We start from the raw sequence: 13,015 nt of genomic DNA, 5'->3' as shown, positions 1-13,015 counted from the left end.
GCGTGCGGGCACCGTCCTCGTGCCGCTGCACCGCGCAGGTGACATCGCGCAGGCGCAGCCCGGCGGCGAAGGGGAAGGGGTCGAACTTGCCGTGCGCGGGGAGGGCGGTCGTGGTGGTGCTCTCGGTGAGGGTGCCGCCGGGCGGCGGAGACTGAGCCGGGCTCCGCCCGACCGACACCGACGGCAGGCGTCGGCACGCCGGCACAATCGGTCACCCGGGCTGCACGGCGCCAGGGTGGTGGCCGGCGTCGGCAATCAGCGCGACGAGGCTACGGAGTGCGCCTGTCTTCTCCTCCGTCCTGCTGCCGGCCGCCTGCAGCTACCAGGCTCGGGCTCTGATGCAGACGGGCGCGGGGACCGGCTCGTCCTGGGCTGCCGGGGCCAGGTCGTGGTGCGGGCCGTGTCACACGGACGGGTCGTCCGTCCCGGGAAGGGGACGGTTTGTCGCCGTCTGCCAGTGCTGCCCGACGACATTGACCCCGGCGCCAAGCCCGCGGGCGATCTCCCCCGCCTCACCGACGACGGTCCGGGCGGCCTGCCTGATCGAGCCCATGGCCTGGGTGAGGATGCCGAATCCCTCGTGACCCATGGGAGTCTCGATGCCGCCTGCGACCGATCCGCCGGGGGTGACCTCGTCGATGAAACGCGGCAGTGCCTCGGCCGCTTCCGTGGCGAATGCCTGCGGAGTCCGGCCGGCGGCTGCGGCCGACTTGGCGACGTTGTCCTCACCGACGGCGGCGGTGAACTCATCCGCGGTGATCGGCTCGTTGGGGCCGTTGCCGACCCAGGAGTCGACCTGCTTCCGAAGGCCGTTCGTCGAAAGTACGGTGATCGTCGTTTCGACGTCTTCCCGGGTGATGTCGGTGGCCATGTGACGGCCCTGCCTTTCGGTTGGTCAAGGATGCGGTGGGCGTATCCGCCGGACGTCCCCGGGAATCCGGTGCCGGGAGGTGCGGCCGGACACCATGATCATGTACAGAGGCCCAGCGAGACGGCACGGCTCGCAGGTGACCGAAACTGATCAGCTACGACCGGTCGGCTGAACCGCGCCGCACCGTCCACCCGCCAGAGGACTTCGACCCGGGGCCGCCACCGCGGGATCCGTCAACCGGCACCACCGGCCGGACGGCCACCCGTCCAAGCTGGGCGTCTTCATCGTGCTGCTCGTCGCCTCCCCGCCGCACGGGCTCGCCCTCCCGTCCGGCCCCGGCCACCGCGGCGGCCCGGGGCACCGACGGGGCGTTCGGCCGGCGCCGGGCACCGGACGTCCCCGGCGGTCCCGACCAGCCGCAGGGCGCCCACACCACCGACGACTTCACCGGCTGGCACGACAAAGCCAGCCTGGTGCAGCAGCAACCGCGGGCCCGCGAACTCGAGCACCACGATGCCGGCCGGCACCACGGGCCGAGCGCGCCCGACCCTGCTCTGTCGGTGGAAGGCACGGTTCGAGGGCTCGGGCGGGAGACCGCTGCTGGCCCGGGCCGGCGACGTGACAGGATCGGACGACTCCTGCCGCACCTCATTGCCCGCGGCGGGGAGCACCGACTTGGCCGGCCTGCACCTGCTCGCACCAGGTGCGGGTGGCCGGGACACCGACAGCAGGCCCCGGACATTGCGTCCGGGGCCTGCTGTCGTACGCCCGGCCGGCACGGGCGGCGGGTCAGAAGCTGCTGCGGCGTACGACGGGCCGGACGGGCGGGCCCTGCTCGCCACGCAGGGCGACGGCCGCGCTGCGGGTGCGCTCCAGCCAGCTGATGACCTGCCGCAGGGCGGCGGGGTCGAGGTGGCGGGTGAGGTCGCGGACGGCCTGGTGGTCGCCCTCGGTCAGGTGGTGGAGGCCGGCGCGGGCGAGCGCGGTGTAGAGCGGGGCGGCGTCGCGGCCGGCCAGGCCGCGGTGCGCGGCGTCGAGCCTGTGCCGGGCGTCTTCGGCGGCCTCGTGCGCCCGGTCGGCGATCTGCCGGCGGTGGCGCTCGGCGCGCAGGGCCTGCTGGAGTTCGGGGTCCCGATCGGCGTCGTAGGTGTCGAGGACGGAGGCGGCGACCAGCCGGCGGATCCGCTCCCACTCCTCGGCGACGGCCCCGGCCCGGCCGGCGGCACGCTCCTCGCCGGCGTCGGCGTCGGCGTGCCGATCGGCGATCCGCAGCTCCAGCCGCGCGGCGGCGAGGGCCTGGTCGATGGCGTCCAAGGTGAACCCGGCGGCCCGGCGCCGGACGCGGCCGCGGACAGCACCGAGCAGCCCGTCGTCCTCGCCGGCTTCGGGATCGAACTCCTCGCCCTCGTCCTCGGCTGCATGGCCGTCGGCCCGTGGGTGGACCGGGTGCTGGGCGAGAGCGGCGTGCAGCGTCGCCCCGGCCTCCCAGGCCTCGGCGTGCAGCACGGGCAGCAGCCGGCCTGCCGGGTCCCGGGTGACCACGATCCGGCCCTCCACCAGGGCCGCCCAGCCGTCCAGACCGTCGACGTCCTTCTCCACCCAGCCGCGGGCGAGGCCGGCGCCGTGGTGGAGGGTGCGGATGCCGTCGTGCCCGGACCAGCGCAGCCAGATCGTGCCGCGCACCTGCGGGGAGTCGAGGATCGCCCCGCCGAGGTCCCGGTCGGCGGGCTGGGGCCGGCTGCTGGTGGCGGCCAGCTCCAGCGGGGCGGGCGCGGTGGCGGCAGGGGCCGGGGCGGAGCGGAGCGGGTCGGTTATCGCGTGAGGCCTTCCGGGGTGTCGGTGACAGGTCGCGGGGCGGGCGCCGTGCCGTCGGCCAGGTCCCGCAGGTGGTGGACCGCGTCGTCCCACCCCTGGCCGTACCGGTACGGGCCGGTCAGGGCCGTCGGGTTGTGCGGGACGGCCTCCAACAGGTCCGCCGCCCGGCGCCAGGAGCCGGCCAGTGCCGCCCGCATCCGGTCGAACTCGGTGACCAGGGCCGCCAGTTCCTCGGCAGGCGGCAGTTCCACGGGGCCATCGGTGGCCAGGGCGCGGCGCAGCCCGCTCGCGGCTCGGCGGGCCAGCCGTTCGGTGTCCTGGTCGGCCGCGTAGGTCATGCCGCTCTCCTTGCTGTCGTGGGTCTGCGGCCGCCGAGGTGAACGCGGCTCGGCGGCCGGTGGACCGGGTCGGATCAGGCGGGGCCGGTACCGGTGCCGGTCCTCTCGATGGCCGGCAAGGCGTCCAGGAGTGCGGTCTGCTGGGCGCTGAGCTTCTCCTCGGCGCGGGCCTTGTCCTGCTTGCGCAGCCAGGCGCCGGGTCGGAACGTGGGGTCGGTGTCGCCGCCGGTGCGGTTGGCGGGGCCGGTGAGGGTGCCGCCGGCGCTGAGGTAGGCAAGCAGGCGGCGGTAGGAGCGGTTCCAGTCCGGGTCGATGCGCCACAGCGCGTCCAGCGCGGTCAGCTTCGCGTCCTGAGCGGCCGTGAGCTTGGTGCTCTTGCGCTGGCGGCCGACCCAGGCGCCGACCGCGTGGCCGTCCAGCTTCTCGGCGGCCGGGACGGCGAGGTGCCCGTGCGTCCGGGCCCAGGCGCGGGCGTGGGCGTAGCCGCGGTCCCAGGAGCGGGCGTGCTTGTCCCAGATCATGCCGAGCTGGTCGAGTTCGTGGATGCGCACCGGGGCGAGGAGGCCGGCGCCGTGGAGGTAGCGCTGGCGGTCCAGCCAGGAGATCAGAGCGCCGTCGCGGGTCTTGTCGGTGGGGTCGAGGTGGTGGTGCTCGGCGCGGAAGGCGTCGGCCAGTTGGTGCATGCGCTGCCACTCCGAAGCGCGCGGGTTGAAGGCGCGCAGCTTCACCGTGCGGAGGATCGCGTTCGCGTGCTTGCGGGCGTTGATCCGCAGCCAGTCCACCGGCGACGCCGAGGCCGGCTGCTCGGCGTCGGCCGGGCCGGCCTCGGTGCCCGTGTCCTCGCCGGCCGCCGGCTCGGTGAGGGCGTCGTCCTTCTCACCCGCCCGGCGGGTGCGCAGCTCGGTGATCCGGCCGACCACCCGGGCGTCGTGCGCGGCCAGCGCCCGCAGGACGCGCCAGATCGTGCGGAACGAGCTGGCCTCGATCTCGGTGTCGGCCTCGGCCCGCGCCGCCTCACCCGCAACCTCGGTGATCTCGGCCGGGTCGGCGGTAGTCGTGTCGTCGCCGATGGCGGGGGTGGGCAGGTAGACGGGGATGATGACCCAGGACACCTTGCCCTGCCGGTAGGCCTGACGCAGCGCCCGGCCGACGGCCTGGACGATGTCGATGACCGAGCCCTTGGGGTCCGCGAAGACGACGGCGTCGACGGCGGCGACGTCGATGCCCTCGTTGAGGAGCCGGCTGTTGCAGATGATGCAGCACTCCTCGCCCTCCTCGCCGGGCCGCTCCCCGGTGGAGGCCGAGAAGGTCGCGAACGCTGCCCGGCGGTCGCGCAGCCGGTCGGAGCCGGCCACCGCGAGCGCGGTCACCCGCTCGGGCCGGTCGCTGTCCGGGAGCAGTTCGGCGGTGGCGTTCATGGTGGCGGCGAACTCCCGCGCGGCCTGCACCCGGGAGTGGAAGGTGATGACGCGGCGCAGCTGGAGGTCGGCGACGGCGCGCAGGACGGCGATCTGCAGGGCGAGGCGCAGGAGTTCCTCGTTGGAGCGTTGGGAGCGCAGGTCGGCGACGGCGGGCAGGTTGAGCAGGTCGCGCAGGTCCTCGTCCGTGACGACTGGGACCAGGACCCGGTAGTCGGCGAGGTAGCCGTGCTCGATGCCCTGTCCGAGGGTCCAGGTGAAGACGGTGGGGCCGTAAACGGCCGGGTCGTCCATGGAGCAGAGCGCGGGCGGCTCTTGGCTGCTGTCGGCGTCGGCGGTGAGGTCGGCGAGGCCAGCCTTCGCGCGGGTGTCGTCGGCGATCTTCGGGGTGGCGGTGAAGTACAGCCGGCGCAGCGCCGGGACCTGGTCGTCGGCGTGGACGGCGGCCCAGGCCTTGCCGTCGGCGCCGGCGGTGCGGTGGGCCTCGTCGATGACCACGAGGTCCCAGGCGGGCAGGTTGAACAGCTGGTGGGCCTGGACGATGCGCTCCAGGGAGGCGTAGGTGGCGTAGACGGTGACCGGCTCACCCGGCTTCGCGCCGGCGACCAGGTCCGCAATCCGGGCGGCCTGGGTGGTGACCTGGGCGTGGACGCGGCCGCCGGCCTCCGCGCTCTCCAACGCCTCCTGGCGCGAGCACGCCGCCACCGCCAGCCCGCGGCGCCCGCCCTTCAACGACCAGGACGCAGCCGTCTGCTCCAGCAGCTCGATCGTCGGCACCAGCACCAACACCCGCCCCCTCGCGGCCAGGCGCCGCGCGCACCCGGCGGCGATCAGGGTCTTCCCGGAACCGGTCGCGGCGACCACGGTGGCGCGGCCACCGTTCTTCACGGCCTTCACCGCGGCCGCCACCGCGTCCTTCTGGAACCAGTGCAGCGGCAGCGGGTTCACCGTACCGGCCGGCTGCTGCGGGAGCACCGGGCCGGCGGCACCCAGCCCGGCCGGGACGTCCTCGATGGCGGTGGCGGTCGTGGTGTCCACGGCTCGGGATTCTCCTTCGGATGCTGAGACGGTCGCTCGGGGCGGGTGGAGGGTGTGGCAGCGTCGGGCGGGCCTCCCCGGAGCCGGGTCATGGTTGGGGAGAGGCCGACCCGGGGCTACTGCCCGGGGACCCAGCCGCGGACCTCCAGGTACGCGATGTCGGCGTCCTCCACCGCACGGCCGGTCTCCACCAGCCACTCCTTCATGGCCTCGGTGACGTCGCCGTGGTGGTCGGCGACGCGCCGGGACCACTCGGCGGCGTCGAAGCCGCCGCTGGACGCGGAGCCGTAGGTGCGTTCCTCGGTGCCGTCGGAGCGTGGGATGAACCCGCGGCGGATGCCGCCGGAGTCCTTCTCCGACCCGGCCGAGTAGACGTACTGGTCGGCCTTCATCCGGACGGTGAAGGCGAGGCGGCCGCCGGCCTGGCCGGTCTCGTGGACGACCGGGGCGAGGTGGCTCGCGCCGGAGCGGATGGCCTGCTTCCCGGCGCGGCCGGCCATCGACTCGCCAGGCTTGCCGACGGTGTCCTTGCCGCGGACCCTGGCCTTCTGGCCGGTCTTGGTGCGGCGACGGGTGGTGTTCGCCTCCGCGACGGCGGACAGCGCCTCGGTGTCGCGCTCGCCGCCGCGCACCGCGCGGACCAGCTGGCGCAGCGCACCGACCATGGAGGCGCCCTTGCCCTTGGTGAAGAACTGCGAGACGAGCGAGGCGTCGCGGCCGAGCATCCGGGCGACCTGGCGCTTGGTGTAGCCCTGATCGATCAGCTGCTGCGTCAGACGCGCGGCCTCGTTCGGCCGGTTCGGGTCCGCGGGACTCACTGCTGCTCAGCTCCCTTCTCGGCGGCGGCGAGTTCGGCGCGGCCCTGGCCGCGCAGCTGCAGGTACTGCTCCTGGCTGGTCGGGTGCTCAACCGGGCCGGTGAGGTGGCCCTTGAGGAGGTAGTCACCGGGCTCGCCCCGGTACGGCCAGGGCTGGCGCTCGGTCAGCGCGATGCCGTCGGTGCCGAAGTAGACGACCGTGCCCGGCCGCGCGTGCAGGGCACCGGCGACGCCGACGATCTCCTTGCCGTCGCGGTACTTCATGTCCAGCAGCGCGGCACGCGCCCCCGACCACACGTACGCGGCCCACTCCGGGTGCGCGTTCGGGTCGCGGGAGAACCCCGCCTGCCGCTGCCAGGTCACCACCGTCCCGTCCTGGCCGAGGATCTCCACCCCGCCCGGGAGCACCTCGCCGACCGGGGTGGTGCCGGACACCAGGCGCGGGCGCTGCGCGAAGCCGCCCAGGCCGAACAGCAGCACCGAGCGGACGGCGCGGGAGGCGAGGTAGGCCGCGTGCCGCTGGCGCTCGTCGCCATGGATCCGGGACAGGTTGGTCAGGTCCGCCCAGGCCGCCTTGAGGCGCTTGCCCCAGTCGTCCAGCGGCTTGCCGTCCTCGAAGACCAGGCCGCCCAGGATCTCGACCTTCCACGGCATCAGGTGATTGGCGAGCGCGAGGTGCACCTCCGCGCCGCCCGCCCACGTCGTGAACGTGGTCCCGGGCTGGGAGGGGTAGATCCAGGCACGCTCCCCGGTGACGGGGGCGGGCAGCAGGCCGACGTGGTTCCACCCCGCCGGGACGGTCACGCGCACGTTCCAGTGCGAGCAGGACATCAACGCCTTCGCCTGCTCGGCATCGGTCATCGCCGCGAACCCGGCCGCGGTGACCCGGGTCGGCGTGCCGACCGGGGACTTCCACAGGTGCTTCGCGTAGGCGAACGTCCGGTCGTACTCCACCAGCGCGGGCAGCTGCCCCGGCACCCGCGGCGGCAGGAGCAACTCCGTGCGGCCCTGGCCGCCGGTCGCGTGCAGCAGACCCCGCAGCTCCTCCGACAGGACCGGGTAGCCCCCGGCCCACTTGCCCTTCGTGGGGATGGTGCGGGTCCACAGGTCCCGGCCGGTCTGCGACGGGGAGCCCATCAGCACCACGTCGTCCCAGTGCCGGCGCAGCGCCTGCCACAGCAGGGTGAACGCCTGGCGGCACACTGCCACGTCGGCGCCGTCCGCGTCGAACCACTCCCCGATCGAGCGGATCTCCACCGTGCCCGCGTCCGGGGCGGCGGCGGGGGCGTAGCGGCCGACGGGCTGCCGCTGGTGGACGAAGTGCCCGGCCAGCCTGTCCCGGCCCGACCCCACGGCGGTGGTCCACCGCTCGGACGGGGTGTTCAGCCACGCCGCGACCGCGTCCTTGAGCGTGGAGTACCGCTCGGCGCCGTCGTGCCACGGCGTGCCGGCGGTGATGTAGACCCGCTCGGTGCCCGGCGCGGCGTGCAGGACGGCGTCCAGGATCTCCCCAGGCGTCCGGGCACCGAGGTCGAGACGCACCACCTGGTCGCGGACCGCCAGCTCGCCGGTCGCGGTGTCCAGGAACACGGTGGAACGGGCCTGCTGGGTGAAGGCCGGCCGCTTGGACACCAGACCGGTGGTCACCGCCTCGAACCGCGCACCGGCCGGGCCCTCCGGCAGGGTGGGCAGCTCACGCGGCCCGACCACACCCCCCGGACGCTGCACGGCAGCGACCGAAGCGGGCGAGTCGACCGGCGCAGCGGCGGAGTTGTCGGCGCGAGTCGCCACGCTGGGGTCGGACTGTACGCCGGGTTCTGTCTCCTGCGGTGCCCGTACACCGGACGGCGCGACGACGGTCACCGGCTGCTCGTCGGCGGCCGGATCGCTCGCGTCCTCGCGTGGCGCTTCGGCAGCTTCAACGGCTGGCGCAGGCCGACCGACCGGTGCGGCAGGGACCTGCTCGGCCACGGCGGCGGGGCGGGTCAGCGCCGGGGCGAGCGCAACGACGGACTCGGCGACCGGGACGGCCTGCGGCGCCTGCTCCTCGACGGCCACCGCGGCGCGGGCCTGGTCGTCGGCCTTGGTGCGGACGGCGGTGGGCGTCGGGTCCAGCAGCGGCGCGATCCGCACCACGACGGCCAGCGTCAGCCCGGACGCCTTGGCGATCGGCGCGGCCTGAGCCCCCTCGTACCCCGCGAGCCCGGCCACCGTGCGCGCGCGCCGGGCGGCGAGCTTGTCCAGCTCCTTCTGCGCGGCCGCGACCTGCTTCTCGGCCTGGCCGATCTCGGCACGCAGCTCGCGCAGGCCGGCGAGCTCGGCGGTGTACGTCTTGCGGTCCATCAGCGGGTCACTTGCCTTCCGCGGTGCCGGTGGTGCTGTCGGTGTCGAGAGGGCGGGCCCGGCGGGCCAAGGTCAGCCAGCCGTCCGACCCCTGGGTGCCGTGGATGTCGGCCAGCCCCGCCAGCAGGAACGCGTACGCCCCTCGCTTGGGAGCCCGCGGCTGGGCGGTGCCGTTCTCCCACTTCGCGAACGTCTCCCGCCGGGTCTCCAGCGCGGCGGCCACCTCGACCTGCGTCAGACCGGCCGCCTTGCGCAACCGCTCCCGCTCCACGGGCTCCGGGAGGTCCCCACCGTCCCGGGCCTTGGCCAGCAGCGCGTCCACCGCCGCGAAGATCTCACTCATCACATACCTCCCGTCCAAAAGCTAGCACTGGACGCATCATCAAATGCAACACAGTTGCGCTCATGTAAGCCTCACCATGACCGCATTCCCGGCGCTGCCCCCCGGTGGACCGGCCCGTTGTCGACGTCGCCAAGGGCCAGGCCCGCGCGCTCGACCTCAACGCGGCGCAGCTCGCCGTGCTGCGCACAGCCACCCGCAGCGTCCGGGCGGGCCACCAGCACGGCGACCGGGCCGGACCGCGTCCCGGTCCTACTCGGCGCCGGCCGGCGGGCAATGGGCCAGGCAAGCGCCGTCGCAGGGCGGGACGGACACGCCGGCCGCGGCGCACGAGCCGACGAAGTGGGCGTTGCCCAGGACGTCGAAGAGGTGGTCGGCCTGCGGGCCGGTCGACCCGACTCGAAGGTCAAGCCCGGAGCCGCACGAGGTCGGGCCTGCGCGCGGGGCACTCGGCTCAGGCCACGGCGGGGCTTCGGCTCTCGGCGAGGACAACGTCGCGCCAGCGTCCGTGGTGGCGGCCGAGTCGTTCGCGGGTGCCGACGATGCGGAAGCCGACCCGGGCGTGCAGGGCGATGCTGGCCGTGTTCTCCGGGAAGATCCCGGACTGGAGGTCCAGATCCCGGCGACGTCGGTGGAGTCCAGCGGCGCCTGGAGCAGGGCCGTGTCCACGCGGCGGCCGCGGGCATCGGGGTCGATGTAGACGGAGTGCTCGACCACCCCGGCGTACGCACACCGGATCGGCACCACTGCGGCCCGGCCAAGCACCCGGCCGCTCTCGACGGCGACCAGGCGGTGCTCGGCGAGCCGGGTGGCGCGTCGAACGCCTCCCAGGTCGGGGCAGTGGTTTCGAAGGTGGCGTTGCCGCCGTCGATCCCGGCCCGATAGATCGCCAGGACCTGCTCGGGGAGCATCGCGGTGACGGTCGGCGCGGCGGTGGTCACGCGGCGGCCTCGATGCCGAGCTCGGCGAGCAGGCTGCGGATGCGCTGCTCGATCTGGTCGCGGATCGGACGGACGGCGTCGACGCCCTGCCCGGCCGGGTCGTCCAGCTTCCAGTCGAGGTACCGCTTGCCGGGGAAAAACGGGCAGGCGTCGCCGCAGCCCATGGTGATCACCACGTCGGACGCCTGCACCGCCTCGGTGGTGAGGACCTTCGGGACCTCGGCGGAGATGTCGATGCCGACCTCGGACATGGCGTCGACGACGGCCGGGTTCACGGTGTCGGCCGGGGCGGAGCCGGCGGAGCGGACCTTGACACGGTCGCCGCCGAGGTGGGTGAGGAAGGCGGCGGCCATCTGGGAGCGGCCGGCGTTGTGCACGCAGACGAAGAGCACGGAGGGGGCGGCGGGAGCGGTCACGGGGATTCGTCCTTCGGGCGGGAGAGCGGGGCGGGAGAGCGGGGGTTCAGCGGCCGGCGCCGGCGGGGTGGTGCTCGCCGTGCGGCACGACCACGTCTTCGGCGTCGGCGGCCGGGGCAGTACGGCCGAACAGCGCGGTGACCAGACCGATGCCCACGACGAGGCCGGCGAGCTGGGCGGCGACGAAGGGCAGCACAGAGGCGGGGGCGATCCCGGCGAAAGTGTCGGTGAACGCCCGGCCGATCGTGACTGCGGGGTTGGCGAAGCTGGTGGAGGAGGTGAACCAGTACGCGGCGCCGATGAACGCGGCGACCGCGACCGGGGCCAGCTGCGCGCGGCCGGCCCGGGCCAGGCCGAAGATCAGCAGGACCAGTCCGGTGGTGGCGACGACCTCGCCCAGCCACAGGTGCCCGGACCAGCGGGCGTGGGTGGACCAGCGCACCAGTGGCTCGGCGAACATCGCGTTGGCGAGCACGGCGCCGCCGATCGCGCCGGCGATCTGGGCCGGGACGTAGGCGGCCACCGCCCAGGCGGTCGGGCCTTCGCCGCCGCGGCGGCCGGTCCACCAGGCGGCCAGGGTGACCGCCGGGTTGAAGTGTGCGCCGGAGACCGGGCCGAGCAGCGCGATCAGCACGCCGAGCCCGAACACGGTGGCCAGGGAGTTGGCCAGCAGCTGCAGCCCGACGTCGCCGGCGAGCTTGGTGGCCTGGATACCGGAGCCGACCACGACGGCGACCAGTGCGCCGGTCCCGACGAACTCCACGGCCGCCCGCCGGCCGAGCGGCGCCATCCCGGTCATCTCGCCGCTCCCGCACTCGCGGCGGCCGGGGCCTGCAGCAGGGAGGAGAGCTTGGCCAGGGCGGCGGGCAGCACCCAGTAGTAGACCCAGGTGCCGCGCCGCTCGGAGCCGACCAGGCCGGCTTCGCGCAGCACCTTCAGGTGGTGGGAGATGGTGGGCTGGGAGACGTCGAACGGGCCGGTCAGGTCGCAGACGCACGCCTCGCCGCCCTCGTGGGAGGCGATCAGCGACAGCAGTCGCAGCCGGACCGGGTCCGACAGCGCCTTGAACATCTTCGCCAGGTCGACGGCGGCTTCCTCGCCCAGCGGCTCGCGGACCATCGGCGAGCAGCAGGCCACTGCCTCGTCCTGCCCGAGCACGACCAACTCCGAATTCGACATACGTCTATATTGACAGTCATCTAATCTCCGGAGCAAGCTCGCTGTATCGACAGTCGTCGAAACAAGACCCGATCGGGGAGACCGCCATGTCCCGTGTTCAGCTAGCCCTGCGCGTCGCCGACCTCGAAGGCTCGATCGGCTTCTACTCCAAGCTGTTCGGCACCGAGCCGGCCAAGCTCCGTCCCGGCTACGCGAACTTCGCCATCGTCGAGCCCCCGCTCAAGCTCGTCCTCATCGAGGGCGACGCCGGCGAGGACACCCGCCTGGACCACCTCGGTGTCGAGGTCGAGACCACCGAGCAGGTCACCGCTGCCACCGCGCGCCTGAAGGACGCAGGCCTGGCCACCTTCGAGGAGAACGACACCTCCTGCTGCTACGCGCTCCAGGACAAGACCTGGGTGACCGGCCCAGGCAAGGAGCCCTGGGAGGTTTACGTCGTCAAAGCCGACGCCGACACCCTGGGCAAGAGCACGGAGGGCTTGCCGGACGTCTGCTGCGGCACCACGGCCTGCTGCGCCCCGGACGGGCAGGCCGCCGACCCCGCCCAGACGCCGGCCGAGGCGAAGGCCGCCGGGGACGGCCTTCGCCGCTGAGCCGGCTAATGGCCGCCGGCGGTCGGGCAGCTGCGGTCAGGACGCCGGGGCCGGGGGGTCGGTGAGTCCGTCGATCAGCAGGTCGTCGAGGACGACCTGGTACCAGACGTCGGTGGTGGTCCCGTCCGCCCAGTTCTCGGTCAGGATGACGGTGCTGTGGCCCTCGGGGCTGGTCGGGGCGGTCCGCAGCGACCAGGAGTCGGGGGTGTTCTGGGCCCGGAAGACGGGGTCGGCCTGGTGCTGGGCGCCCCAGTCGTCGAGGGCGGTGTCGAGGTCCTTGGCGAGGTAGTCCTCACGGACCTGCATCGGGCTCTTGCCCTCGGTGTGCTGGCCGAGCACCGCCTCGCGGTAGTTGTAGACGAAGCTGTCGACCTGGTCCCTGGCCCTGGATTCCTGGACATCGGTCGGCCGGACCGCCGCCGCGGCAGGAGACGGTGGCCCGGCGACGGCCGGAGCGGTCGCGGCAGCGCCGGCCAGCAGGGTGACGGCGCAGGCGGCGGCGCACAGGGCGCCGCGCAGATGTCTGGCGAGCAAGAGGCTCTCCCTTCCTTCATGGGAGGTGACAGGTGATCAGCTCCCGGACGCCGCCAGTGAAACACCCGTAAGCGAACCGTCCCGGCAGACACCACGAACAGGGGCGCGCTCGCCCGGCCGAGCGCCCCCGACCGGTACCCGAACCGGCCGACACGACACGACCGTCGGCACCTACGCCCGGAGGAAGAGGCGGCCGGTCAGGACGGCAGCGACGAAGACGAGAGCGAGCCCGAGCCGGCCCGCTGCTGACCGGCGGGCGCCGCCTCCCGTTCGGAGTCCGGCGGGATCAGCCGGGCGATGCCACCGCACAGCAACTCCAGGCTCGCGGCGAACTGCGCCTCCTGGTCGTGCGCCGCGGCGGCCAGCGTCCGG

The 13,015-nt window shown here is 74.0% G+C and carries 12 protein-coding genes and 1 pseudogene; 1 reads left to right on the top strand and 12 read right to left on the bottom strand.

What is annotated here, in order from left to right:
• Positions 1–403: 403 nt before the first annotated feature.
• From ABT014_RS31600 to ABT014_RS31550, 11 genes and pseudogenes are all read right to left on the bottom strand, one after another.
• Entirely contained in the window at positions 404–871 is a 468-nt protein-coding gene (locus ABT014_RS31600; RefSeq protein ID WP_350642811.1) for a YidB family protein, read from the bottom strand.
• Between the two features lie 789 nt (positions 872–1,660).
• Complete coding sequence (locus ABT014_RS31595) at positions 1,661–2,554, bottom strand: coiled-coil domain-containing protein (protein ID WP_350642810.1); 894 nt, start codon at positions 2,552–2,554, stop codon at positions 1,661–1,663.
• A 128-nt stretch (positions 2,555–2,682) separates the two neighbouring features.
• Positions 2,683–3,024, bottom strand: coding sequence for a hypothetical protein (locus ABT014_RS31590; protein ID WP_350642808.1), 342 nt, complete (start codon positions 3,022–3,024; stop codon positions 2,683–2,685).
• Positions 3,025–3,098: 74 nt separating this feature from the next.
• Positions 3,099–5,480 carry a DEAD/DEAH box helicase gene (locus tag ABT014_RS31585; RefSeq protein ID WP_350642806.1) on the bottom strand — a complete coding sequence of 794 codons (2,382 nt, stop codon included), beginning with the start codon at positions 5,478–5,480 and terminating at the stop codon, positions 3,099–3,101.
• A gap of 116 nt (positions 5,481–5,596) precedes the next feature.
• Positions 5,597–6,298 carry a helix-turn-helix domain containing protein gene (locus ABT014_RS31580; protein ID WP_350642804.1) on the bottom strand — a complete coding sequence of 234 codons (702 nt, stop codon included), beginning with the start codon at positions 6,296–6,298 and terminating at the stop codon, positions 5,597–5,599.
• Positions 6,295–8,640 (bottom strand): hypothetical protein, encoded by a 2,346-nt coding sequence (locus ABT014_RS31575; protein ID WP_350642803.1) that lies wholly within the window; start codon positions 8,638–8,640, stop codon positions 6,295–6,297. Before ABT014_RS31575 ends, ABT014_RS31580 begins: the two co-directional genes overlap by 4 nt.
• Before the next feature lie 7 nt (positions 8,641–8,647).
• The gene (locus ABT014_RS31570; RefSeq protein ID WP_350642802.1) at positions 8,648–8,983 is read right to left on the bottom strand and encodes a helix-turn-helix transcriptional regulator; all 336 of its coding nucleotides are present in this window, start codon (positions 8,981–8,983) and stop codon (positions 8,648–8,650) included.
• A gap of 451 nt (positions 8,984–9,434) precedes the next feature.
• Positions 9,435–9,891 (bottom strand): annotated as a pseudogene (locus ABT014_RS31565) (GNAT family N-acetyltransferase).
• Positions 9,892–9,917: 26 nt separating this feature from the next.
• Positions 9,918–10,337 carry an arsenate reductase ArsC gene (locus tag ABT014_RS31560; RefSeq protein ID WP_350642800.1) on the bottom strand — a complete coding sequence of 140 codons (420 nt, stop codon included), beginning with the start codon at positions 10,335–10,337 and terminating at the stop codon, positions 9,918–9,920.
• Between the two features lie 46 nt (positions 10,338–10,383).
• Complete coding sequence (locus ABT014_RS31555) at positions 10,384–11,136, bottom strand: aquaporin (protein ID WP_350642799.1); 753 nt, start codon at positions 11,134–11,136, stop codon at positions 10,384–10,386.
• Positions 11,133–11,516: an ArsR/SmtB family transcription factor gene (locus tag ABT014_RS31550; protein ID WP_350642797.1), complete on the bottom strand. Its 384-nt coding sequence runs from the start codon at positions 11,514–11,516 to the stop codon at positions 11,133–11,135. The genes ABT014_RS31555 and ABT014_RS31550 overlap by 4 nt, the downstream gene beginning before the upstream one ends.
• A gap of 86 nt (positions 11,517–11,602) precedes the next feature.
• Between ABT014_RS31550 and ABT014_RS31545 the strand changes: the two genes are divergently transcribed.
• The gene (locus ABT014_RS31545; protein ID WP_350642796.1) at positions 11,603–12,109 is read left to right on the top strand and encodes an ArsI/CadI family heavy metal resistance metalloenzyme; all 507 of its coding nucleotides are present in this window, start codon (positions 11,603–11,605) and stop codon (positions 12,107–12,109) included.
• A gap of 36 nt (positions 12,110–12,145) precedes the next feature.
• Here the strand turns inward: ABT014_RS31545 and ABT014_RS31540 are convergent, their stop codons facing one another.
• Positions 12,146–12,643 carry a hypothetical protein gene (locus tag ABT014_RS31540; protein WP_350642794.1) on the bottom strand — a complete coding sequence of 166 codons (498 nt, stop codon included), beginning with the start codon at positions 12,641–12,643 and terminating at the stop codon, positions 12,146–12,148.
• Positions 12,644–13,015: the final 372 nt, after the last annotated feature.

This window comes from Kitasatospora sp. NPDC094015, assembly GCF_040304075.1.
GTDB lineage: Bacteria > Actinomycetota > Actinomycetes > Streptomycetales > Streptomycetaceae > Kitasatospora.
Note: the sequence above shows the minus strand (reverse complement) of the source record. Positions and strands in the feature narration are given on the sequence as shown.